This window comes from Dolichospermum sp. DET69, assembly GCA_017355425.1.
GTDB lineage: Bacteria > Cyanobacteriota > Cyanobacteriia > Cyanobacteriales > Nostocaceae > Dolichospermum.
This window is the reverse complement of record CP070233.1, coordinates 1,092,552-1,117,192: the sequence shown is the minus strand read 5'-3', so window position 1 is coordinate 1,117,192 and position 24,641 is coordinate 1,092,552. Positions and strand designations below refer to the sequence as shown.

Genomic DNA, 24,641 nt, shown 5'->3' with positions numbered 1-24,641 from the left:
CTTATATGTTACCATGTGTCAAGCGGTATTATTCTCAATAAACTTAAAATTACAATATAGGTTTTTCAAAAAGTAGCAAAGCCAAGATAAAATCCATAATAAAAATTGCTACCCAAGTAGTAACAACAGCCGTTGTTGCTGATTCTCCTACTTCCTTTGCTCCCCCTTGGGTTGTCAGTCCCCAACTACAGCCATTCACAGAGACTATCATCCCAAAAATTATCCCCTTAAGTAAAATAATAAAAATATCTGATGGTAATAAAAAAGTTCTCACTGATTCTAAAAATATTTCAGGAACGACTTGATAAAATTGTGCCGCAGCAAAAGCCCCTCCCATGATACCTGTGACAACAGCAAAAATCATCATTACAGGCAGCATTAAACAGCAAGCAATGACTCTAGGCAAAACTAGATAATCAATAGGATCTGTTCTGAGCATATATAAAGCGTCAATCTGCTCTGTCACTCGCATTGCTCCTAATTCTGCGGCAAAAGCTGAACCAACTTGTCCAGCGATAATACTAGCAGTTAAAATCGGGGCTAATTCTCGACAAAATGCTAAAGCAAATGCACCACCAACAGAATCTACAGCCCCAAATCTCACTAATTCTCTAGCGGTTTGAATAGTGAAAATCATCCCAGCAAAACCACTAACTAGCAAGACTGGAGGGAGGGAAGCCGGTCCTGCGGTAACAGTATGTTCTAATATCTTGCGATAGTAGGTTTTTCCGCGCAGGAAATGCAGTAAAATTTGACCGAACAACAGGAATGCTGACAAACAGCGAATTAGCCAAGATTGCTCTAAATTTCTTTTTGGTTGCAAGTTTAGGGCCACTAATTGAATTTTTGTACTTGAGAATTATGACAACTTAATTTTCTACAAACAAGGTATTCCAATCACTAATTGCATTTCTTTGAGCAGTTAATAATTGCTGGATACCTTGTTCAGAAAAATCTAACATTTGATTCAATTGGTGACGGCTAAAACTTCCGGCTTCTGCTGTTCCTTGAACTTCAATAATTCCCATTTTCTGATTCATGACTACATTAAAATCCACATCTGCGGCTACATCTTCAAGGTAGTTAAGATCCAAAAATGGTTCACCCTGCAACAAGCCTACAGAAACTGCGGCTATTTGTCCACATAAAGGCGATCGCTCTAATACTCCCTGCTGTAATAATTCAGAAATAGCATGAGCCAAGGCGACAAAACCGCCTGTAATGGCCATTGTCCTCGTTCCTGCGTCGGCTTGTAATACGTCTGCGTCTACGGTTAGAGTCCGTTCTCCTAAAGCCTCAAAATCTAACGCCCCTCTCAAACTCCGCCCGATTAACCGTTGAATTTCCTGGGTTCTTCCCGACAATTTCATTAATTCCCGTTCGTTGCGTTTCTGGGTAGCAGAAGGCAACATTCTATATTCAGCCGTTAACCAACCTTTACCACTACCAGTCAAAAATCTGGGTACTCCTTCCGCGACACTGACAGTACACAGAACCTGAGTATCACCACATTTAGCCAAAACCGAACCAGGAGCAAAGCGGGTGAAATTAGGGTAAAAACTATGGGGACGGAGTTCACCGGGGGTTCTACCGTCAGGACGTTGCCAAGTCATTGAAATTGCCTCAAAATGTTTGCTTACTGCCTTGTAGATTACCCCAGGATGCAGGGGAACAATTCAAAATTCAAAAATAACTATATGTTTTGTTATGGGACTTCTATTTGATTTTTAAACTATACGTAGGGTGGGCAATACCCACCGTGGGAGGGTTTTAGTGGGCAATGCTCACCCCACAATATTTACTATTTTTCACCGAATCATTTAGAATGGCTATATCAGCGAAAATTTACATTTAATTGTCAGTCAATAAATTTATAGTGAGTTTTTAAACTTTGCCTTATGGTTGCCCAACTAGAAACCCCAGGTCTAAATTCGACTCTAAGCTTACCATATTCTGTAAAAGGACTAGTCCAAGTCTTTACTAGTCCTGAACGGAGCTTTTTTACGAGCGTGATGGCACAAGCACTGAGAATTGCTGGACAAGGTACACCAGTATTAATAGTCCAGTTCCTCAAAGGTGGTATTCGTCAAGGACATGAACGACCTACCCAAATGGGACAACATTTAGATTGGATTCGCTGTGATTTGCCCCGTTGTATTGATAGTTCAGATTTGGACGAAGCGGAAAACCAAGCCTTACAACAACTCTGGCAACATACTCAAAAGGTAGTTAGTGAAGGTAAATATTCTTTGCTGGTATTAGATGAGTTGAGTTTGGCGATTAATTTGGGTTTAATTCCGGAAACTGAGGTTTTAGAGTTTCTTTCTCAACGTCCTTCTCATCTGGATATTATTCTCACAGGTTCTCAGATGCCAACGTCTCTTTTAGATGTGGCAGATCAAATTACGGAAATTCGTCGTAGTCATCAACCTTAAGATATAAAGCCTTGTTTACGGTATGCTAGTAATTCTGTTTGAATTACCCGTGAAGTTGTGATTAAGAATGATATCTGGATTACTGAAATGGCTCAACAGGGTCTAATTTCGCCTTTTGAGCCTAATTTAGTCCGAAAAGTACAAAAAGAACCATCTGTAGCAGTTCAACCTGTCATCAGCTATGGCTTGTCTTCCTATGGTTATGATATCCGCCTTTCTGGGGCTGAGTTTCGGATTTTCCGCCACATTCCTGGAACTGTAGTAGATCCCAAAAACTTTAATCCTCACAATCTAGAACCAGCTTCACTACATACTGATGCTAGTGGTAGTTACTTTATCTTACCTGCTCATTCTTATGGTTTAGGTGTTGCATTAGAAAAACTGGAAGTTCCCGAAAATATTACAGTAATTTGTATTGGTAAATCTACTTATGCAAGGTGTGGCATAATTGCTAATCTTACACCTGCTGAAGCGGCTTGGCGTGGTCATCTTACCTTAGAATTCTCTAATTCTTCCAGCGCTGACTGTCGTATTTATGCTAATGAAGGTGTGGTACAGTTGCTATTTTTAGAAGGTGAGCCTTGTGCCGTTAGTTACGATACTCGTCAGGGTAAATATCAAGATCAGCTAGAGATTGTTACACTGGCTCGGATATAGTCCAATATTTAGAAAAAATAGTTTTATTCTAAATATAGTATCTTGGAAATTATGTTTTGAAAAACTAAATAGCTATCATTTAACTTTTGCAAGCGTCCAATTAAATAATCATGCCAGAAGAAGAATCAATCTTAGACCCATTTCTAATACAGCTATTAGAAGGTTATACTTTAACAGAGGTGGCTGAGATTGAAAGATATATGACTGAATGGGATGCTGCTACTTATAGCAGTGTTGCTCAGAGTATATTAGACCATGCTGATAGAAAACAAATTGACCCTTTAAAGTATCTACGTAAAGCTCATAACTTTAATAAAAGAGGAGCAGTCAGAGTTCCAAAAATTGGATATCGTGGAGATAGTTCAGCGGTATATCGTAAAGGTGATGAATATCTGATTGTCAGACCAGACAAATATGGTAGCGAAAAGATAGTTACTTATGGAGTTAATGATGACTGAAGCAGTTTTAAATCAGCAAGAAGTGACAAAGAAAAATATTAGTCAATTATTGTCACAATTGACTAATACTTATCAAAATACCCGCAGCGAAAGAAAAGAAATTGCTACTCAGTTTTTCCCAGAAAATGAAGAGTTTTCACTGTTAGAAGAAATTGAACTTTTAACAGTAAATTTAAGAGGTTATGCTAGTCAAATTGCAGCTAATAGTCAAATAATTAACAAAGATCAGGTAATTTCTCAATTACAAGGAATGCGAGTTTTTAGTGTTTCCCAAATTGGTGAATTTTACTTTAACAATAATGGTAAGTATGAACAAATGAAGAGTTATATTAGAATGTTGGATTACTTGCGCTTACTATTGTTAGAATATTTGCAATCTGTTTAAAATTTAAAAATTAGGTTAGATTCTTTTAAAAGGTCTATCCTGTTCATAAATAAACTGTTCTTTCATTACCAAAGCAACTTCCGCTTTTTGCAATTCCACACCTAAATACATTGCATGGGAAACTTGTAAACCAGGACAATCTGTAAAGATTTGCTGGGAAAGTTTATGTGCGGATTTGCCTGAATAACAATTAACTACTTCTCCAGAACCAGGCGTTGTATGTTCTACAATAATACTATTATTCTGTACAGTAATAATAAAACTACCAGCAGGATCAAAATAATCTTTTCTCTGGGCAATTTTAGTATATTGGGATTTAATCACATTTTCTACATTTTCAAAACAATCATCATAAATATGGGCGCTTTGACTAATGGTTATTAATGCCCCCATTTTCAATGTATGATCAGTTTTTTTAACTAAAGAATTATAAATATATTTTTGTAAAGCCCTTAATCCCATTGCATTTGCTGGCCAAGCTGAGAACATATCATTACTACGAAAAGTTGCTGTTAAAGATAATTCATGATCAACTATTCTCACCCAAATATGATTCAGACAAGGTGGGTTATCATTATCATCTTGACTAGCATCCCATAAAGACATCACAGCCCTAGCGGAATCTATATCATTTGCTAATTTATTTATAACTTTTTCAATTTGATCACGTCCAAACCAAGAACGCAAACGTTGCCCATAAGTGTATTTTACTCCTTCTTGATTAGGTGCGTCATCTAAAATTTGCGAAATATATTCCTCTAAAAAGCCTCTATCTATGGGTAAATAATTGGGTTCAGGAAAATAGAAATCTTCAGGTTCATCAGTAACAACTGCCATTAAATCTATCAATTCTTGCCATTTACCATCATAACCAGTTGGTCTAATTGTTCCCGTTGTTTTAATCCTGTGAATGATTTTTACCCAAGTTTCTGCTATGGTTTTCCCTTCTATTCTATGTCCATAGCGTGTTCCTGGAAAAACTGTCGGTTCAACTGTAATCATGGGAAATTCTTCAGGTATTCCCCAAGGTACAACTGTTTCTTTTTGGGCGTAATATTGAATTTTTTCGACAGCATCAGAAATTGATATTGCGTCTTGAATTTCTACAGAACTTCGTAATTTTTCCAAGGCATTTATATCAATATCAATATCAATATAACCAGGAATATCAGAACGAATTACCCAAGATTTTCGCCCAGCATCACTAATATTTTCTTCCACACCATGACGGAAAAAATCGCCTAAACATTGACAAGCACCAGCATTTTTATCTTCTTTGGTGGCATTGAGAATAACTAAATAGTGAACATGAGGATTTAGTAATAAATTGCGAATTAGTAAATTTATACCCCTGGTTGGTGAGTATAACTGTCCAATTACAGCATATTCATTTGATTGTAGATGTTTAGCGATCGCTTGCTTCACCATCCACCCTGTAATCACTGCGGTTTGCCCACTGCCATAAATTAACTGGTTGGGCTTGTGCTGTGCTGTATAATAAAATTGGGTGAGTTGACCAATTTTTGTCATTTTTAGCGATTAAAAATAAAACTTAATCATTATAGCACTAGTACCGCAAGGCGAAAGTCAAAAGTCAAAAGTCAAAAGTCAAAAATAATATGGCGTAAGCTTTTTGGCGATTGAGAATGGTTGTTTTATTTACGCCGTGCTGTACTAGTGTAGCAAATTTTTTTATTTACAAAAATTAACTATTAATTACAAATATTTATATAAACTTTTAATTGCGGCAGATAAAGCTCTATATCAAGCGAAACAGGAGGGAAGAGATAGGATTATGATCAAAACGATGAATAATCACAAAGAAGCTCCAGATTAATGAAAATAATTAGTAATTATTCCTTCTTAATATCTGACCTATTTATTACAAGTAAGTAGGCATAATTAAATATAACATGGGCAGGCAGGATGCCCACCCCACAATAAGTATATAATGTTCTTGCTATAATTTAGATTACAATGGTTGACTTGAATTTGTCACAAATTATCAAAGAAGGTCTTTAAAACCTAAATTGTGTGATAATAATAACCTGAATTATGAATTGATAACGGTGTAGTTAGGCATGGATTATCGGGATGCAGGCGTTGATGTAGAAGCGGGTAGAGCTTTTGTAGATCAAATTCGCAATTTGGTTCAAAGCACCTTTAGAAAAGAGGTCTTGGGGGGGCTGGGTGGCTTTGGAGGCTGCTTTCAACTCCCCACAGGTTATAAAGAACCAGTTTTGGTTTCGGGAACAGATGGTGTGGGGACAAAACTAAAAATAGCCCAAATTCTCAACCGTCATGACACTGTTGGTATAGATTTAGTGGGGATGTGCGTTAATGATGTGTTGACATCAGGTGCAGAACCGCTATTTTTTCTAGATTATGTGGCTACGGGTAAATTAGATAAGGAACAATTAACTCAGGTAGTTGCGGGGATAGCTACCGGTTGTAAATTGGCAGGTTCGGCCTTATTGGGGGGAGAAACGGCAGAAATGCCCGGTTTTTACCAAGTTGGTGAATATGACTTGGCTGGTTTTTGTGTGGGAATTGTGGAAAAAAGCCGAATGCTCGATGGTTCTCAGGTGCAGGTGGGTGATGTAGCTATTGGTCTAGCTAGTACGGGTGTTCATAGTAATGGTTTGAGTTTGGTCAGAAAAATTGTATCTGATGGTGGTTTTGCTTGGACTGATACCCCAGATTTATTAAATGGTGAATCTATTGGAGAAACTTGCCTCACACCTACACGCATTTATGTAAAATCTGTTTTAGCAGCGTTGCAATCAGGTTTGGAAATTCATGGCATGGCTCACATTACTGGTGGGGGTTTACCAGAAAATTTACCTAGATGTTTAAGTACAGGTCAATCAATTAAAATGATACCTGATAGTTGGACTATTCCGCCTGTATTCCATTGGTTAGCTGCTGCTGGTTCTGTTAGTGCTGAAGCTATGTATAATACATTCAATATGGGTATCGGCTTTGTGTTATTAGTTCCACCCCAGGAAGCAGCACAGGTAATTAGTCATTTTCAATCCCAGGATATCTCCGCTAATGTGATTGGTGAAGTTGTGACTGGAGCCGGTGAATTAGTCGGTTTGTTGTGATAATAATGGTAAATAGATAGAACCCATACGCAAAATTTATATTCCCTTGATGGAAGTAATCAAAAATACTCATCGCCATCAGCGTTAATATTTGCTAACGTAGTCTTAACATATTGCAAAAATCAATTAGTGCAGTTGAGGAAGTATCTGTAGTTACTAGTTAGTGGTATTGGTTATATCTCATTAATAAGTGTGGCGTGTTGGTGTTTTGAGAAGAATGTAATTTTTGTGTAGAGGGTTATGGTTATAAATTTTGCCCGGACTACTGTTTCTAAGGAACTACTAAAGCAAGTATTCCAACGCATTGATGCCCAAAGTTGTCCCAAGTTATTTAATTTTCATATGCACACGGTTCACTCGGATGGCAAACTAGAACCGAGTGAGTTGATGAGTCAAGCGATCGCAATTGGCTTAAGAGGTCTAGCAATCACTGATCATCATAGTATCAGTGGCTACCAGTCAGCCCTGGTTTGGCTAGAAGATTGGAAAAGGAGTAATCCTGATACTCATCCTCCTCATCTGTGGAGTGGTGTAGAAATTAATGCCAATTTGCTAGATATTGAAGTCCACATTCTGGCTTATGCTTTTGAGTCAGAACACCCCAGCATGAAGCCTTATTTACAAAAAATACCTAGTGTAGGTAAGGCTTATCAAGCAGTTAACGTGATTACAGCTATTCACGAAGCGGGAGGACTAGCGGTACTTGCTCACCCAGCCCGGTACAGGCGATCGCATTTTGACCTGATTCCTGCGGCTGCGGATGTTGCTATTGATGGTGTTGAGACGTTCTACGCTTACACTAACCCCAAACCTTGGAAACCTAGTGTTGTGGAAACAGAGGAAGTACAACAGTTAGCGGAAAAATTCGATTTATTGAACACCTGTGGTACTGATACACACGGTGCAAATTTACTGCAAAGGCTATAAATCTGTATTTATCTCCTTTTAACTCCTGGTTTACGTAGCCAGGGAGTTACTATTTTCATTGAACCAGATAAAATGAATTAAACGGATTGTCTTCCTGTTCCGAGTTAACATTTCCCTCTCCCCAGGAGTGAATTTAATTTTGTCCAACTACTTATCTACTGTAAGATGGAGAACGGCTAAATAGCATCGGTAAGTAATATTTTTCATGACTAAAGAACTATTAAAACAAGTAAGAGTAATTGATCCTGTCCAGCATACTGACACAATAGCAGATGTATTAATTATTGACGGTTATATTCAAGCTATCGCTCCACAAATTACAGATATTAGTGCTGATACCTCTATTCGTGATTGTCAAGGCTTAGTTCTTGGGGCTGGATTGGTTGATTTATATAGTCATTCCGGCGAACCTGGATTTGAAGAACGAGAAACTTTAAGTTCTTTCCTCCAATCCGCTGCTGCTGGTGGTTTTACTAGAGTTGGTGTTTTGCCAGATACATTACCAGCCATTGATAAACCTGCGCTAGTCACACAGTTACAGCAACACAGAGATCGGCAAAAACCTTGTCCCCATCTGCATATTTGGGGGGCAATTACCTTAGATTTAGCAGGTAAACAATTAACAGAAGTAGCCGATTTAGCCGCAGCGGGGGTTGTGGGTTTTACTGATGCTAAACCTTGGGACAATTTGGGGATAGTTAGACGGGTTTTAGAGTATCTTCAACCCTTTGGCAAACCGGTGGCTTTTTGGCCATGCGATCGCCATTTAGCGGCTAATGGGACAATAAGAGAAGGTGCAGAAGCCTTGCGGATTGGATTATCCCCTCTACCCTATAGTGCAGAAACAACTGCTATTGCCGCATTATTAGAATTGGTCGCTGATATTGGTACACCAGTCCATATTATGCGTGTTTCTACTGCTCGTAGTGTAGAATTAATTGCTCAGGCAAAATCTCAAGGTGTGCCGATTACTGCTAGTACCACTTGGATGCACGTTTTACTCGATACAACATCTATGAGAAGTTATCATACATCCTTACATTTAGATCCGCCTTTGGGAAATCACCAAGATATGATATGCTTGCGGGACGCTGTAAGAACCGGGGTAATAAATGCGATCGCAATTGATCACGCACCCTATACTTATGAAGAAAAAGTTCAAGCCTTTGCAGAATCACCACCGGGAGCAATTGGTTTAGAATTAGCATTACCCCTACTATGGCAAAATCTTGTCACCACCGGCGAATTTACAGCTTTAGAATTATGGCGCGTTTTGAGTCATCAACCAGCAGCTTGTTTACAACAAGAAATTAAACCAATTCAACCCGGTGAAAAAGCCGAATTAACATTATTTGATCCTCAAAAAATCTGGAATGTAAACAAAGCAAATCTCCACACACTTTCCTATAATACACCTTGGTTTGGACAAGAAATTACAGGTCGGGTGGTGGAAACTTGGTGTAATCCTGTAACATTTTAAGAATATTTGACCGCAGATAAACGCAAATAAACGCAGATGAATACGGTTGATGATTATTTTGTGCAGCCTTACATAAAATTGGTATAATCTAATTTAGTACATAAGAACTATATTAATATTCCATGTCTGATCTAATTCTGTTTTGGCATCGTCGAGATTTACGCATTTCTGATCATACAGGACTAGCTGCGGCCAGAGAAAAAAGTGCAAAAATTGTGGGTGTATTTTGTCTAGATCCTCAGATTCTCCAACATGATGATATTGCCCCAGCTAGGGTAAAATATATGATTGGCTGTTTGCAAGCACTCCAGAAAAGATATCAGCAAGCAGGTAGTCAATTATTGATTTTGCAAAATGATCCTGTGATTGCAATTCCCCAATTAGCAGCAGCATTAACAGCAAAAGCAGTATTTTGGAATTGGGATGTTGAACCTTATTCACAAACACGAGATTTAGCAGTAATTGAAGCTTTAAAAACTATCGGAATTGAGTTTCTTAATCAAAATTGGGATCAATTACTTCACTCACCACAAGAAATTTTTACCGGGGCAAAAACTCCATACACGATTTATACTCCTTTCTGGAAAAATTGGATTACTAAACCAAAGGCTAAACCAGTACAAATTTTAGAAAATATTGCAGGTTTAACAGAGAAAGAACAAGAAATTGCTCAACAAGCAGGAACAATTAATTTACCTTCTGCTGAAGATTTAGGTTTTATTTGGGATGCAGAATTAATAATTTCTCCTGGAGAATTAGCAGCACAAGAACGATTAGAGAACTTTACAACATCTGCTATTAATGAATATGAAGAACAGCGGAATTTTCCCGCAATTGATGGGACATCTCAATTAAGTGCAGCTTTGAAATTTGGTGTTATTGGGATTAGAAATATTTGGCAAACTACCATAGAAGCCTTAGTAAATAGTAATAGTGATGAAGTAAATGCCAGTATCCAAACATGGCAAAAAGAATTAGCATGGCGGGAATTTTATCAGCACTGTATGTACCATTTTCCAGCATTAGCTGATGGTGCATATAGAGATACTTTTAAAACATTCCCTTGGCGAAATAATGAAACATATTTTCAAGCTTGGTGTGAGGGGAAAACAGGTTATCCTATAGTTGATGCTGCCATGCGTCAATTAAATGAAACTGGCTGGATGCACAATAGATGTAGAATGATAGTTGCCAGTTTTTTGACTAAAGATTTAATGATTAATCCTCAATGGGGAGAAAAATATTTTATGCAGAAACTCATTGATGGTGATTTATCTGCTAATAATGGAGGTTGGCAATGGAGTGCCTCTAGTGGTATGGACCCCCAACCATTACGCATCTTTAACCCAGCGAGTCAAACGCAAAAATTTGATGCAGAAGCTGAATATATTCGTCAATGGGTACCAGAATTGCGTTCTGTAGATACGGGATATTTAGTAACTGGGAAAATTCCCCCATTATATATTGGAAATTACCCTCAACCTATTGTTGATCATCAAAAACAGCAAGCTTTATTTAAGCAAATATATCAGCAACAAAAAGCTGTTAGTTAATTATTTGTCAGAATCAGGATATCCAGGATTTGAGGATTTACAGGATATTGATTTTTAGTGATGCTGTAGGGGTAATATCCTTTAGGAAGCAAGCTATATAAGATTTTTATCCAGTTGTGCGTGGTGTTTGCAAGATCATGGTAAAATAGGAATATAAAGGCAATTGTCTTTTGTATCAAATCTAGGAGTTTGAGATGGAAACAATTACTATTAATGTTGATAATGAAGTAGCGAAAGCTTATCGAGAGGCAGAAGTTAACAAACAACAAAAACTAAGTGTCATAATTAAGTTGTTTTTTCAACCTGATTTGGCTAATAAAACTCTTAGTCAAGTGATGGACGAAATTGCTGATAAAGCTGAAAAGAGAGGTTTGACACCAGAGATATTACAGGCGATTTTAGATGATGATGAAGAATAACCGTTTTGTCTTAGATAATAATATTTTAGTCAGTGCATTGCTGATTAAAAACTCTCCTCCTTTTCAGATAATTAAAAAAATAGAAGCACAGGGATTAACTTTATATTCAGAACCAACATTATTAGAACTTAATCGAGTTTTAAGTCGCAAGAAATTTAACAAATATTTTACCGTAGAGGAAAAGCAAGAATTTATTCTTAAACTAGTAGAGATGTCAGAATTGATAGAAATAAAAGAATCTATTACTATTTGTCGTGATTCCAAAGATGATAAGTTTTTGGAGTTAGCAATTAGCGGTAATGCTGACTTTATTATTACTGGTGATCAAGATTTATTGGTATTAAATCCTTTTAGGAATATTGAAATTATTACTGCTAATGAATTTTTGAGTAGGTTTAATTAATTTTATTTGTCTGATGGCGTAGCGTGGCGTAAGCCATATCAGGATTTTCAGGATTTAAGGATGTACAGGATGTTATTTACCAATTATCCATTTTTGAATAATATTATGTTAATCATCTTCTGAATTAAGATTATCAAAATCATTTTATTTGTCAGAATCAGGATTTTCAGGATTTAAGGATGTACAGGATGTTATTTACCAATTATCTATTTTTGAATAATATTATGTTAATCATCTCCTGAATTAAGATTATCAAAATCATTTTATTTGTCAGAATCAGGATATCCAGGATTTGAGGATTTACAGGATGTTATTTACCAATTATCCATTTTTGAATAATATTATGTTAATCATCTTCTGAATTAAGATTATCAAAATCATTTTATTTGTCAGAATCAGGATATCCAGGATTTGAGGATTTACAGGATGTTATTTACTAATTATCCATTTTTGAATAAAAATATTATGTTAATCATCTTCTGAACTGAGATTATCAAAATAATTTTATTTGTCTGCATCAGGATATCCAGGATTTGAGGATTTACAGGATGTTATTTATAAATTATCCATTGTTGAATAATATTATTATGTTAATCATCTTCTGAATTGAGATTTTCAAAATAATTTTATTTGTCTGAATCAGGATATCCAGGATTTGAGGATTTACAGGATGTTATTTATAAATTATCCATTGTTGAATAATATTATTATGTTAATCATCTTCTGAACTGAGATTATCAAAATAATTTTATTTGTCTGAATCAGGATTTACAGGATTTGAGGATTTACAGGATGTTATTTACTAATTATCCATTGTTGAATAATATTATTATGTTAATCATCTTCTGAACTGAGATTATCAAAATCATTCTACATTCCATCCTGTAAATCCTTTAATCGGTGGACATCCTGATTCAGACAAATTCTATTAATAACCTGAGAGAACCCCAACAAATTCATGAAAATATTTATATATTTTTAGGATATATTTTTGTTTTGGATATTTTTGAAGTTTATCCTAGCAACCTTTTTAATCTTTTATAAACATCATCATTACGCTTACCTACTAAAATCACTTCGACTAAATCTTGATCTGGAAAATATCTATAAACAATTCGATATTCACCACTATCTACTCGATAAAAACCCTGATAACCAGATAGTTGTTCACTATCATTTGGTAAAGGTTCAACATTTAAAGATAAAACCTTTTTTGATATTTGCGCCGCTATTTTAGGTTGTAATCCGTTCAAAAAATCCATAACAGTTGATAAACCATCAAGTTTCGCCATTAGCTAAACTCTCCAGCGCAGATGTAAAAGCCTCCGTACCAACCATTTGTGATTCATTAATAGCAGTTTTAGCTTTTTCTAGCAAAAGCCGATCTTCTAATTCTTGTATCTGATTAATCATTTTTTCGTATAATTCTACGGAAAAAATAACATAACTAGGTTGTGATTCTTGAGTAAGTAATACTGGTTCAATAGCTGCTTGATCAAAAATTTCACCATGTTTATTGGGAGCATCTATAAGATTATAAGTCTGCATAGTTTCCATAGTTTAAACATTTTCACTGCATTATAACACAAATTTTAATCATGCTGCTACCTGATATAACTCAGATTTTAATTCTCGTTCAATTAAATGAGAAAAACCTGATTTATCATGTTCTAAAAAACCATCTCCATTAGAACTAAAAGCCACAGGTAAATCTAAAATTTCTGCATAATTTAAAGCCTGTTGCATACCAGCACCAACAGGATAAATATTTTTTTTAGCTTCAATAACAGCAATCGGAATATTCGGTTTATAATAAAGAATATAATCGGCTTTTTTCGCCTTTCCCCGGCGTGTTTGATTCCCTTGAACATAAATCCGACCATCAGTAAAATATACCTGTTCTTGGACTTGCTTGGTGATATCCCACCCTGAACGCAATAAAGCAGGTAAAATATACTTTGTACAAATATCCTGTTCTGAAAGTTCGCGTTTATCAGTCATCTGTCAATTAACCTATTTTGATACAAGAGCTACTAAATTAATTATAAGATACTATACACATATATGGATATAAATCAATTGGTTAATGGCGCGGTATCCTATAAGAATTGAGCAACGTTAAAAAGAGAAATTTTCGTAAATCAGACAAAATTGCTATATATTATCAGGTACAATAAGATATTTGTCCGTTGCCAAATACTGCTGTTATATATGTCTAAAACTTACACCGTAGAAATTAACCACCAAGGGACAACATATACTATCCAAGTTCCTGAAAATGAAACTATTCTCACAGCCGCTTCATCTACGGGTTTAGACTTACCCACCTCTTGCGGTGCTGGTGTTTGTACAACTTGTGCTGCTTTAGTTACAGAAGGAACTGTAGAGCAATCGGAGGGTATGGGTGTAAGTCCAGATTTGCAAAAACAAGGCTATGCCTTACTTTGTGTTGCTAAACCTCTTTCTAATTTAAAAATTGAAACCGAAAAAGAAGACATCGTTTATCAAGCACAATTTGGTAAAGCATAGGTAATAATTAATAATTACCTATTCCCCAACAGTTTCTTTATTCTCAAAATCATCAATAGCAAAGGATTTAGAATTATGACAACTCACTTTATTACCGCTGAAATTGAATTAGAAGAAACTCCTACAGAATTAGAAAAAGCCATTACAGCAGAATTACAAAAACAAGGTGAACCCCTCCGTTGGGCTATTACTGCTGTTGACGAGAAACAACAAACAGCCACAGTAGAAGCTGTAGTTACTGTTTAAATTTCTTCTTTGCGTTTTAACGCGAAACAAAAAAACCCTGTGATACCCATCCAAAAACCATACACAGTAATTTTAATTATACCCACCGGCATTGGGGCAGCGATTGGCGGTTATGCTGGTGATGCCTTACCAGTAGCTAAACTTATATCACAGGTGTGCGATCGCTTGATTACTCACCCCAATGTCATGAACGGTGCAAGTTTATACTGGAATATCCCTAATGCCTTCTACGTTGAAGGTTATGGTTTAGATAAATTTGCGGCTGGAGAATGGGGTTTACGTCCCGTTCGTAGTAACAGAGTCGGGTTACTTTTAGACCAAGGTATCGAACCGGAATTAATGCTGCGACACTTGCAGGTAGCCGACGCAGCTAGAGCAACCCTGGGATTAAATATTACAAATCATGTTATTACCGATGCCCCATTAAACGTAGAGTTACGGACTTCTCCATCAGGTACAAGTTGGGGAACAATAGGGAATCCTGATAGTTTATTACGGGCTGCTGAGAAATTAATTATAGAAGAAAAAGCCGAAGCGATCGCTGTTGTTGCCCGTTTCCCCGACGACATGGACGAAACCGCAGTCGAAAACTATCGCCAAGGTCAAGGAGTAGACCCTCTAGCAGGTGCAGAAGCCGTCATTAGCCATTTATTAGTCCGCACCTTTAAAATTCCCTGCGCCCATGCTCCCGCCCTTTCTCCCGCACCACCAGCTGCCAATTTATCCCCCCGTGCAGCGGCTGAAGAAATCGGCTACACATTCTTACCTTGTGTTTTAGTTGGCTTGAGTAACGCTCCGCAATTTATCATTAATACAGAAAATTATAGTTCTTTATCAACTGATATCTGGGCAGATCAAGTTGATGCTTTAATTATTCCCGCCACAGCTTGTGGAAACAGTGCTTTATTAAGTTTAAGCCAGAAACAATGTCAAATCATTACCGTTGCAGAAAATAAAACTTTGATCCAAGTTTCTGCCCCCATGTTAAGAATTCAAACCTTGCAAGTAAACTCATACTTAGAAGCAGTAGGCGTACTAGTCGCTCACAAAGCAGGTATTAATCCTTCGTCATTGGTCATTAGTCATTAGTCAGTGGTCATTAGTCATTACCAATTACCAATTACCCATTACATTATTTAAAATCCAGTGATTCAACAACGAAATCAAGAACCAGAAATTCCTTACCTAACACGCACCCAAGTCTTAGTAGCAATGGGTGTAACAGCAATTATTCTCTGGATAGTTGCCAAACTATGGTTACGCTGGGGTAATATTATCCTCTTTAAGTGGCAATGGCACGAACAAGATTTATTACTAGGAATTGGTTTAGGTCTAATCATTACTATATTAAGTGGTTTAGCTTATCGCCTTTCCCCTTCCTATCGCAAAAGTGCTGATTATTATTTAGAAATGGTTCTCAAACCTCTAGCCTTACCAGATTTAATTTGGTTAGGATTACTACCAGGTTTAAGTGAAGAATTATTATTTCGAGGTGTAATGCTACCCGCTTTAGGTGGAGATCATACCGCTGTGATAGTATCAAGTCTTTGTTTTGGAGTCCTACATCTTAGCAGTCCCCAACAATGGCCTTATGTAATTTGGGCAACTATTATTGGAATTATTTTAGGTTACAGCGCCCTATTCAGTGGCAACTTATTAGTACCTATTATTGCTCATATCGTGACAAATTTGCTATCCAGCTATTTATGGAAAATCCAAAAATTTTAGATAGAAGTCAGGAAATCAGAAAGTTAGATTAGCAATTCCTAGACAGGGGGAGATTTTTTTGAATTTTAAACAAAATATCCCACCAATAACGCCGAAATGGGTTATGGGTGGGATTTAGGGTACTTTATTCAAAGTAAAAACACAGAAAAACCGAGTTTTTTCTTAGAAATCATCAAGAAACTGACCAATACGATCAATTATAGGGTCTATTTCTTGAGGTTCTGGTTCTGGTATAGCTTGCACTACGCTATCAGGAGGAATATAGGTAAGTGGTTGCTGATTGAGAATGATTGCTAACTTTGCAACTTGTTGAGTAAGTTGCAACATTTGACTTTCTATCGCTTCCAAACGATGAGACTCCCTAGCAAAAAGACGTTCCTCAAACCCAACCATTTGATTTTGTATCTCACCGATTCTTTGTTCAACCATAGTTATATTTGCTGTCTTAGAAGCTAGTTGTACGGGTTCTGGAACACACAAGAGTTTCCAGAGAGACTCTTTACACAGATCACTGAAAGTTTTATCTGGCTGTTCCTCCAAATAGTTTTCCACCTGCGCTAACAAGCTTTCATCAGCAATGTCTGGATTGAACGTAACGGATTTGACTACCTTCTTTGACCATTGGAACATCAGTTTTATTACCTAGCACGAACAGCAGCAGATAATTGCGCTTCTCCGTAAATATACTGCCCCAAAGCATTAGCCTGTCGAGAAGGTACAGCTAAGTAAGCGTTGATTTTAGCTTCTTTGAGGAGACGTTGAACATCTTCCCAGAAAAACTCTCCACCACCACCTGTAATAATCACATCAGTTACCCGCTCTGGCAACCACGCTAACACGCGAGAGCAAATGTCCCGTGAAAACTGCTCTGTCAGATTAGGGAGAAAATCATCTAAATTAGTCGGCTTACTAGCGCCTTTAGGACGGTAAAAGCGTTCGCCTTTGGGTTTATTAACCGCAGAAATTAATGCTAAAGATTGACTATCAGCGCCATCTATTTCCTTAGCTACCATTTCATAAAATTTGCTCATCCCAAAGTCTTCACTCTTAGAAGCGGCTCTGGCAAAGCGGAAATTATCCACCATGATCATATCAATGGTTTGATGACCGATATCAACAATCCCTACAGATATTTTCGTAAAATCGGGAGCTGTTACTGCTTTGTTAGGTTGAGTTTCTGACCACAGTAAACTACCATATCCTTCGGGCATTATCCAGACTTTGGCAATGTTCAAAGTTATGGATTCACCTCGAAAATTCAATACATGGGGTCCAGTTACCAAGCTAGTTAACTGTGCCTTTTCTTTTTCAAATTGTTCCAAAGATAAGAAAGGCAGACCTAGAACCACAAAAATTTCATCTTTAAGCTTAAAATACCCGGCAGATGATAATACTTTTACCAGGGCATCTTCTACTTTAGATTGACCAACGCCAAGATTTGCCCCAAAATCGGCGGCTAGTTGCCCTACAGCATAGCCACTACCTTGATACTCTAGCCACAAATCCATTAGTGGGTCAGTAGCCTTAGCTTCAAAGACACCACCGCGAATTTGCTCAATTGATGTTTGCTTAACATTAGAAGGGATGAAAGCCACATTATTGGGTTCACGGCTTACACAAGTCTTTGTAGATGTTCTGCCTAGATCAACACTGAGAATAACTTTACCGCCAATATTGCTTGGTTTTCCAGAATTTCCAGAATTCATGGGTGTGGCTGCGGAAGCTGCTGGGTTTCGGTTCATGGGAATGGCAGCGGCATTCATTGGATTAGCGACGGGGGGTTGATCTGTCATGAAAGCTCCTCTGTAACAAGTTATTATGCTCATCTTATAAAAAGGTGAGCTACAAAAATTTTAGGTTGGGTTAAGTGTAACTAGAAATACGTCAAAATTCATAAGACTGACTGAAAAAGTTTTTTGGTTAAGGTTAGGAGTTCAGGAATCAGAATAGTAGAAAAATCACTAATCACCAATTACTATTTTTAATAGTGGGGAAAAACCATTAATTTCCCTCACTGTCAGTTTTTGCTAAATGGTTGATGTCAAAGATTGGACTCTGGATTCGGAAGACCATTCCAAGGGATTCCAAACTCTTTCTTCTAAAGCCATTTGCTCAATTAAACTTGCCAAGCGCAGGGCTTTGAGAGCTTGTTCACCACCTACAGAAGGTTGATTGCCACCACGGACGCAGTTGACAAAATGCTCTAACTCTGCACTGAGAGGTTGAACATTAGTTGTATAAACCTTTTCGATTAAACCATCTTGTCTATATAAGACTTTTTGATGGTCAATGAGCGGATTAACAGGGGTTTGGCGATGTACAAAAATCTCATTAGTGAGAAAATCTGCTTCTGTAAATGAATTTTTACAATGAGCAACTAAGCGACGAATTTTCCGGTGAGTAACTTTGCTGGCTGTCAGTGTGGCAACAACACCATTGGCAAAGCCCAGGGTCGCAGTTACATAATCTAAATAACCTGAGTCTAAAGAACGAGTCCCACTAGCAGTCAACTTTACCACTGGTGAGGCAGCTAATTCTAGCAGCAAATCAATGTCATGGATCATTAAATCCAGCACTACGGAAACATCATTCGCCCGCGCTGAATAAGGACTCATGCGGTGAGATTCTAAAGCCAAGACTTCCTCGGTTTTGAGAACTTGGGTAAGTTCCCTAAAAGCGGGATTGAATCGCTCAATGTGACCAACTTGCAAAATACACTGGGATTCTGCCGCGGCATTAACTAAAGATTCTGCTTCAGAAATACTAGCCGCTATCGGTTTTTCAATTAAAACATGGATTCCTGCTAACAAACAGTTGATACCCACTGCATAGTGTAGCCGTGTAGGTACTGCAACACAAATTGCATCTACATGGGGTAGTAAGTCGCAGTAGTCTTCAAAAAACCGGACTTTGTATTTGCTGGCAGTTTCTAAACCACGTTCGACGTTAATATCGGAAACGCCGACTAGTTCCACATCTTTCATGGAACTCAGGATGCGGGTATGATGTTGTCCCATATTACCAACACCAATCACGCCGATACGGATAAGGTGCGGCTGGCTGCGCTGTGAATATAGATTTGGTTCTGACACTGATATGCTATCTTGCACTATTGTTCTCTCCTCAACCACCAAATTTAGAGACGCTAAGGTCGTTGGCCTTTATACTTAAACGCCAGGTTTGATTTGTCTTAAACCATCCAGATGGTAACATAGTGATTATCTTTATGAAGAATTTCAAAGTTTGGGTTCTGTTCCCCCCATCTGGATTATCTTTTCGGTCAATAGTTATTAATTATCCTGTTTTATTCATTTATGAGAAAAATTATGTGTTTTCTTAGGTTGACTTTGTAACTTTGATAACTTTTTAGTAGGAATTATCAGGTACGTATTTAGGGAATTAACTAAATCTAATCAATACCTGGTTTTTATAGTGGTAAATCAATTACCCTTTCTATAAGTAAAATTACAAGTTATCACATAGTTAATACTCAGAGTATAATGTTTTGGACGATTTATACAATTAATGTTCTCATTTCTAAGAGTTTTTAGATATATTTAATTTTTGTTTGGGTCATTTTGTTGATTTTCCCATCTTTTGGATGTAATTTGTGAAGAATTGCTAATTGCTAAAATTCCTTTTCATTTCCGATTTTGATATGAAAGCTGTAATTCTCTTATCTGGTGGCTTAGACTCTTCAACTGTTCTTTATCAAGCAAAGGCTGAGGGCTGTGAATGTTATGCTATCTCTTTTGATTATCAACAGCGACATCAAAAAGAATTAAATTCTGCTTTGATGGTTGGAAAAGTGGCTGGGGTTGTTCAACATCAAGTAGTTAATTTTGATTTACGACAGTGGGGTGGTTCTGCGCTGACAGATGATCAGATTGATTTGCCGCAAGAGCGCTCTTTAGATGAAATGGCAGATAATATACCTGTTACCTATGTTCCAGCGCGGAATACGATCTTTTTAAGTTTTGCTTTGGGCTATGCGGAAGCGATCGCAGCGGAAAGAGTATACATTGGTGTTAATGCCCTAGATTATTCTGGCTATCCAGATTGTCGTCCTGATTATATTGAAGCTATGCAGGAAGTTTTCCGTCTGGGAACAAAACAAGGACGTGAGGGACAAGCAATTGAAATTATTGCCCCTTTAATTAATTTGAAGAAGACAGAAATTATCCAACTTGGTAATCAATTAGGTGTGCCTTGGCATCTCACTTGGTCTTGTTATGCTGGTGATGATGTGGCTTGTGGTGTCTGTGATTCTTGTCAGTTGCGGTTAGCAGCTTTTGCTGAATTGGGGTTAAAAGATCCTGTTGCTTATGCTGAAGTGGGTTAGGGGATTTAAAAGTATTAGGTGTTAACGCACCTATTCGTTTTATGAAATCTACTTGCTTTGACTAAGTAATTATATTATGATTACCACTCAGTTGCTTAGTATAAAAATCACTGATTTATGCAGATTAATCCAGATGATATTGCTCATAGTCTTAACCAATCCTTAACTTTTGACGGCATTATTGCCAAAGTCTCTGTTAAAAATGATTGTCTCAAAATAGCCCTGGAGTCAGTAGCAGTTACAAAAAAAGATCAACTGTTACCAGTTATCATGAGAGAAATAGCCCATTTAAACCTAACACCTATTAAGAGTGTAAAAATTTACGGAAAACAAATCAAAACTTTTGATCCAAATTGGTATCATAGTTTTGATTTATTTCCAAAAAATAACTATAATTATTCTCAATCTAACAAATATGAAAATCACGGAAATACATCTAATTATCAAGTAGAAATCCCAAAAGTTAAAGTATCTCAAGCTGAATTTGAAGAGGCATTAAAAAACTGTTCAAAGACAGCTAAATCTACTTATAATCTCAGTATTAGATATACAAAGAAAATAGAAATAGTAATTACACAACTTAATAACGACCTTGAAGCTGTTAGCCATGAAATTTTGAAAATCAAAGGTTCTGAACAATTCCAATTTGCAGAGACTCTCAAAAAAATTCAATCTGATATTAAAAAAATATCGGAAGATAGTTTAGAAGATTTAGTTATTTCTTTAGATAAGAAAAGAAAACAGCTAAAAAATTTTACAGTTGCTTTATTTGGCAGAACTAAAGCTGGTAAAAGTACCTTACGAGAAACACTAACTCGCGGTAATGGTAGCACAATTGGTAAAGGTTCACAACGTACAACCAGAGATGTAACAGAATATTCTTGGCAAGGTTTACGGTTACTGGATACACCTGGAATTGAGGCTTATCAAGGTGATGATGATACACAAAAAGCTAATGATATTATTGATCAGTCTGATATCGTTTTGTTTTTAACCAGTGATGATTCTGTACAACCTGGTGAATTTCAAGCAATGGCACAATTGCAACAAATCAATAAATATTTTGCTGTGATTCTCAATATTAAACATGATATTGCTAATAACTTAGAAGATTTAGAAATGTTCCTTGATATTCCAGAAATGGTATTTGATGAAAATAGGTTATCACAACATAAAAATCATATTCAAAGTCACATTAAGGAACATTTGAATTTAGATAATGTAGATATAGTTCCTATTCATGCTCAATCTGGTTTTTTAAGTACGCAAGCAGAATATCAAGAGTATAGTAGTCAGCTTTGGGAGTTAAGTAAAATAGAGGAATTATATTCTTTAATTGCCTATCAAATTTATACAAATGGTCGAGATTTACGCTTATCAAGTTTTGCTGGTAGCTTGGAATATTTTATAGATTTAACTAATCAAAAATTAACTGTTCACAAATCTCTGTTATCTGTTCAGTTGAAATTCATGAAACAGAAACAAGGAGAGATAGAAGAGATATTTGCAGAAGTCAAAAAAGAAGGTGATAGAAAAATCAAAGATAAATGTGACTCTTTATATGATCTGATTGAAAATCAAATAGGTAATTTTGTTGATAATTATTCAGATATAGATATCAATGGAAGACAGAGAGCATGGAAAGGAATAGTTAATGAAAAAAATATTGAAGAAATTATGAAATCTTGCATAGAGTCAATATTTTCAGATTTAGGAGAAAAATTTCAGGAATTTGAACAGGAATATGAATATGATTTGAAAAATATTCAGATTGATATGGAAATGAATTTTAGTAACATTACCAAAGATGATACAGGAAAGTTAATAAAATGGGTTGGTGTAGGTATTGGTGCTGTGGGTGCAGCACTTTTTGTAGCAGCAAATTGGTGGAATCCAGGAGGGTGGGTTGTTGGAGCAGGGATAGTTACTACTGTTGCTAGTATAGGTACGAGTGTTGCTGGTGACAGGAAAAAAGCAGATGAGGATAAAAATAACAAAAAGGATATTAAAGAAGAAAAATATTCACTGAAACAACAGGTGAAACAAAAAAGAGAGATAACTATAAAAGCCTATCAAGATTCATTGTTTAAGAATATAATTGAATATGAGACTAAAGTAGTTTCTCCAATGACAATATATAATCAGGGATTGTCGGAAATAATTCAAAAATTAGATGAGAGTTGCCATGAAATTGCAAAAATAAAGCAACAAATGCAAAAAGATGTTGAAAAATTGAAATAATTACCCAAGGAGAATAAAACAATGTCAAGTTTTCAATTTAATGCTAAATCCCAAAAAGTTAGCCAACTTTGCCAAGAAACAATAGATATTTTAGAAGTTCGGACAGAAGATGAAGTTAAAAAATTAGTTGATAATTTTCAAGACTTCTGGGAAGAATATCAACAACAGAAAAAACTATCTATTGCTTTTATTGGACAGTACAATGCTGGTAAATCTACCTTAATTAAAGCCTTAACTGGAGATGGAAGTGTGAGAATTAGTGCAGAAATATGTACTGATAAAGTTACAGAATATGCTTGGCAAGATGTATTACTATTAGATACACCAGGAATTTATGCAGGTAATACAGAACATGATGATATTACTCTAGAAAGAATTTCTAAATGTGATTTATTGGTGTTTGTCGTTCCCAATGAACTATTTAATCCCCAAGGTGCAGCATTTTTCCAAACAGTAGCTAACCAAATGCAAAGAGTTTGCCAAATGGTGTTAGTAGTTAATAAAATGAGTCGTGAATCAGGAAGTCCCCAAGATTTATTATCAACAATTACACAAGTTATAGAATCATTTTATCCTCAACAATTTTACACCTGTTTTATTGATGCTGATTCCTACCTCAAATCCAAAGATCCTAAATATATTAAATATCAGCAATCTTTACAAACTAAATCTAATTTTAATGATTTTCTTGATTCTCTGCAAAAGCTAATTCAAAAAAATGAACTTTCTGCTAAATTAGTTACTCCTTTACATCGTGCTGTTGATACTCTAGAGAAATCACTAAACTTTTTAAGTACAGGTGATAAAACAACTCGTGATTTATTAGAGATATTACGACGCAAAAAAAACATAATACAAGCATCTCAAACTAGAGCGAGAAACGCTTATCGTTCTGAATTAGCTAAACTTAAATATGAAGTGATCATGCTAGGTGAAAAAATAGCTAGTATGATTGATGGATACCATACGAAGGAAGAAATTAAAGTAGAAATAGAAAAAGTCACACAAGAAATTACTACTTTGTCAGAGAAAACTATAGGAAAAATTCAAGCTGCTTTAGAAGAAGAATTAACAACCCTTCAATATAAATTAGAATAATTACAAAACTCTCCATTAGGTAAAACTATTGATAGGGAAATAACTATTAATTTAGTAGATGGTAAGAGGATTAATGATCCAAATATTGTTGATAAATTTGGAAAATCAATATTAGAAAAACAAGGTGGTAAAATCTTGGAAGAACTTGGGAAATTATCATCCAAAGTATCCAGAGATTTAGTTTATAATATAGGAAAATTTCTGGGTTTTAAATTTAAACCTTGGGGTGCTGTTAATGGTGCTAAATTCATTAAAGGTTTAGGACCATTTATTGCTGGTGCTGGTGTCTTATTTGATGCAGCTATGACAGCAAAAGAAGAATACGATGATCAAGAAAATCAACGTCAGCTACGTAATGCTAGAAACCATGTAAGAAAAGAGTTTGCCAAGGTAGCTGAAGAAATGCTAAAAGAGTATGAATTAAACATTGAAGAAGCTATAAGTTTCTATAATAAGGAATTAAATGATATTGAAAATAATCAGCAAGAATTGAGAAATTTTGACCAGTCTAAACATGAGATATTAACTCAAATTGAAAATAAACGTCAGGAGATAAAGCAGGAGATTAAGAGATTGCTCAAGTAGTGACTTTCAAGTAATATTGACAATAAACATCCTATAAATCCTTAAATC

27 protein-coding genes are annotated in these 24,641 nt (G+C 36.2%); 18 read left to right on the top strand and 9 right to left on the bottom strand.

Going from position 1 to position 24,641, the window contains the following annotated elements; translation table 11 throughout:
- Positions 1–49: 49 nt before the first annotated feature.
- On the bottom strand, positions 50–823 hold the full coding sequence (locus tag EZY12_05465; protein ID QSX70528.1) for an MlaE family lipid ABC transporter permease subunit: 774 nt from the start codon (positions 821–823) through the stop codon (positions 50–52).
- 46 nt (positions 824–869) lie between these two features.
- The gene (rph, locus tag EZY12_05460; protein QSX69113.1) at positions 870–1,613 is read right to left on the bottom strand and encodes a ribonuclease PH; all 744 of its coding nucleotides are present in this window, start codon (positions 1,611–1,613) and stop codon (positions 870–872) included.
- A 285-nt stretch (positions 1,614–1,898) separates the two neighbouring features.
- Between rph and EZY12_05455 the strand changes: the two genes are divergently transcribed.
- The 4 genes from EZY12_05455 to EZY12_05440 all read left to right on the top strand — a co-directional run bounded on the left by EZY12_05455 (position 1,899) and on the right by EZY12_05440 (position 3,935).
- A complete protein-coding gene (locus tag EZY12_05455; GenBank protein ID QSX69112.1) occupies positions 1,899–2,435 on the top strand; it encodes a P-loop NTPase family protein in 537 nt (178 codons plus the stop codon).
- A 57-nt stretch (positions 2,436–2,492) separates the two neighbouring features.
- The gene (locus EZY12_05450) at positions 2,493–3,092 is read left to right on the top strand and encodes a dCTP deaminase (protein ID QSX69111.1); all 600 of its coding nucleotides are present in this window, start codon (positions 2,493–2,495) and stop codon (positions 3,090–3,092) included.
- Between the two features lie 110 nt (positions 3,093–3,202).
- Positions 3,203–3,550: a hypothetical protein gene (locus EZY12_05445; protein ID QSX69110.1), complete on the top strand. Its 348-nt coding sequence runs from the start codon at positions 3,203–3,205 to the stop codon at positions 3,548–3,550.
- Positions 3,543–3,935: a hypothetical protein gene (locus tag EZY12_05440; protein ID QSX69109.1), complete on the top strand. Its 393-nt coding sequence runs from the start codon at positions 3,543–3,545 to the stop codon at positions 3,933–3,935. Before EZY12_05445 ends, EZY12_05440 begins: the two co-directional genes overlap by 8 nt.
- 15 nt (positions 3,936–3,950) lie before the next feature.
- Here EZY12_05440 and EZY12_05435 read toward each other — a convergent pair whose 3' ends face one another.
- Positions 3,951–5,465, bottom strand: coding sequence for a DUF4346 domain-containing protein (locus tag EZY12_05435; protein ID QSX69108.1), 1,515 nt, complete (start codon positions 5,463–5,465; stop codon positions 3,951–3,953).
- 551 nt (positions 5,466–6,016) lie between these two features.
- On the opposite strand from EZY12_05435, the gene EZY12_05430 reads away from it, so the two are divergent.
- From EZY12_05430 to EZY12_05405, 6 genes are all read left to right on the top strand, one after another.
- Complete coding sequence (locus tag EZY12_05430; GenBank protein QSX69107.1) at positions 6,017–7,042, top strand: phosphoribosylformylglycinamidine cyclo-ligase; 1,026 nt, start codon at positions 6,017–6,019, stop codon at positions 7,040–7,042.
- Between the two features lie 240 nt (positions 7,043–7,282).
- Positions 7,283–7,969, top strand: coding sequence for a PHP domain-containing protein (locus tag EZY12_05425; protein QSX69106.1), 687 nt, complete (start codon positions 7,283–7,285; stop codon positions 7,967–7,969).
- Between the two features lie 205 nt (positions 7,970–8,174).
- Positions 8,175–9,449 (top strand): dihydroorotase, encoded by a 1,275-nt coding sequence (locus EZY12_05420; GenBank protein QSX69105.1) that lies wholly within the window; start codon positions 8,175–8,177, stop codon positions 9,447–9,449.
- Between the two features lie 122 nt (positions 9,450–9,571).
- Positions 9,572–11,002: a deoxyribodipyrimidine photo-lyase gene (locus EZY12_05415; GenBank protein ID QSX69104.1), complete on the top strand. Its 1,431-nt coding sequence runs from the start codon at positions 9,572–9,574 to the stop codon at positions 11,000–11,002.
- A 194-nt stretch (positions 11,003–11,196) separates the two neighbouring features.
- Positions 11,197–11,421, top strand: a complete 225-nt coding sequence (locus EZY12_05410) for a hypothetical protein (protein ID QSX69103.1) — start codon at positions 11,197–11,199, stop codon at positions 11,419–11,421.
- Positions 11,411–11,824 (top strand): putative toxin-antitoxin system toxin component, PIN family, encoded by a 414-nt coding sequence (locus EZY12_05405; GenBank protein ID QSX70527.1) that lies wholly within the window; start codon positions 11,411–11,413, stop codon positions 11,822–11,824. Before EZY12_05410 ends, EZY12_05405 begins: the two co-directional genes overlap by 11 nt.
- A 1,013-nt stretch (positions 11,825–12,837) precedes the next feature.
- Here EZY12_05405 and EZY12_05400 read toward each other — a convergent pair.
- From EZY12_05400 to EZY12_05390, 3 genes are read right to left on the bottom strand one after another with little or no spacing between them, the layout of a single operon-like run.
- Positions 12,838–13,116, bottom strand: coding sequence for a type II toxin-antitoxin system RelE/ParE family toxin (locus tag EZY12_05400; GenBank protein ID QSX69102.1), 279 nt, complete (start codon positions 13,114–13,116; stop codon positions 12,838–12,840).
- A complete protein-coding gene (locus EZY12_05395; protein ID QSX70526.1) occupies positions 13,103–13,372 on the bottom strand; it encodes a type II toxin-antitoxin system Phd/YefM family antitoxin in 270 nt (89 codons plus the stop codon). The genes EZY12_05400 and EZY12_05395 overlap by 14 nt, the downstream gene beginning before the upstream one ends.
- 48 nt (positions 13,373–13,420) lie before the next feature.
- The gene (locus EZY12_05390) at positions 13,421–13,825 is read right to left on the bottom strand and encodes a hypothetical protein (protein ID QSX69101.1); all 405 of its coding nucleotides are present in this window, start codon (positions 13,823–13,825) and stop codon (positions 13,421–13,423) included.
- A 210-nt stretch (positions 13,826–14,035) separates the two neighbouring features.
- Here EZY12_05390 and EZY12_05385 point away from each other — a divergent pair, with 210 nt between their 5' ends.
- The 4 genes from EZY12_05385 (at position 14,036) to EZY12_05370 (ending at position 16,327) form a co-directional block, all read left to right on the top strand.
- Complete coding sequence (locus tag EZY12_05385; protein ID QSX69100.1) at positions 14,036–14,353, top strand: 2Fe-2S iron-sulfur cluster binding domain-containing protein; 318 nt, start codon at positions 14,036–14,038, stop codon at positions 14,351–14,353.
- A 75-nt stretch (positions 14,354–14,428) separates the two neighbouring features.
- Positions 14,429–14,599: a hypothetical protein gene (locus tag EZY12_05380; protein QSX69099.1), complete on the top strand. Its 171-nt coding sequence runs from the start codon at positions 14,429–14,431 to the stop codon at positions 14,597–14,599.
- A gap of 48 nt (positions 14,600–14,647) precedes the next feature.
- Positions 14,648–15,688: a DUF3326 domain-containing protein gene (locus tag EZY12_05375; GenBank protein ID QSX70525.1), complete on the top strand. Its 1,041-nt coding sequence runs from the start codon at positions 14,648–14,650 to the stop codon at positions 15,686–15,688.
- Between the two features lie 57 nt (positions 15,689–15,745).
- Positions 15,746–16,327, top strand: coding sequence for a CPBP family intramembrane metalloprotease (locus EZY12_05370; protein QSX69098.1), 582 nt, complete (start codon positions 15,746–15,748; stop codon positions 16,325–16,327).
- Positions 16,328–16,489: 162 nt separating this feature from the next.
- On the opposite strand, the gene EZY12_05365 is transcribed toward EZY12_05370, so the two are convergent.
- From EZY12_05365 to EZY12_05355, 3 genes are all read right to left on the bottom strand, one after another.
- Positions 16,490–16,957, bottom strand: coding sequence for a plasmid segregation centromere-binding protein ParR (locus EZY12_05365; GenBank protein QSX69097.1), 468 nt, complete (start codon positions 16,955–16,957; stop codon positions 16,490–16,492).
- An 8-nt stretch (positions 16,958–16,965) separates the two neighbouring features.
- The gene (locus EZY12_05360) at positions 16,966–18,120 is read right to left on the bottom strand and encodes a ParM/StbA family protein (protein QSX69096.1); all 1,155 of its coding nucleotides are present in this window, start codon (positions 18,118–18,120) and stop codon (positions 16,966–16,968) included.
- 234 nt (positions 18,121–18,354) lie between these two features.
- Positions 18,355–19,437 carry a Gfo/Idh/MocA family oxidoreductase gene (locus tag EZY12_05355; GenBank protein QSX69095.1) on the bottom strand — a complete coding sequence of 361 codons (1,083 nt, stop codon included), beginning with the start codon at positions 19,435–19,437 and terminating at the stop codon, positions 18,355–18,357.
- Between the two features lie 548 nt (positions 19,438–19,985).
- Here EZY12_05355 and queC point away from each other — a divergent pair.
- The 4 genes from queC to EZY12_05335 all read left to right on the top strand — a co-directional run bounded on the left by queC (position 19,986) and on the right by EZY12_05335 (position 24,593).
- Positions 19,986–20,669, top strand: a complete 684-nt coding sequence (gene queC / locus EZY12_05350; GenBank protein ID QSX69094.1) for a 7-cyano-7-deazaguanine synthase QueC — start codon at positions 19,986–19,988, stop codon at positions 20,667–20,669.
- A gap of 117 nt (positions 20,670–20,786) precedes the next feature.
- The gene (locus EZY12_05345) at positions 20,787–22,910 is read left to right on the top strand and encodes a 50S ribosome-binding GTPase (GenBank protein QSX69093.1); all 2,124 of its coding nucleotides are present in this window, start codon (positions 20,787–20,789) and stop codon (positions 22,908–22,910) included.
- Positions 22,911–22,931: 21 nt separating this feature from the next.
- Positions 22,932–24,008 (top strand): 50S ribosome-binding GTPase, encoded by a 1,077-nt coding sequence (locus tag EZY12_05340; GenBank protein QSX69092.1) that lies wholly within the window; start codon positions 22,932–22,934, stop codon positions 24,006–24,008.
- A gap of 27 nt (positions 24,009–24,035) precedes the next feature.
- Positions 24,036–24,593, top strand: coding sequence for a hypothetical protein (locus EZY12_05335; GenBank protein QSX70524.1), 558 nt, complete (start codon positions 24,036–24,038; stop codon positions 24,591–24,593).
- Positions 24,594–24,641: the final 48 nt, after the last annotated feature.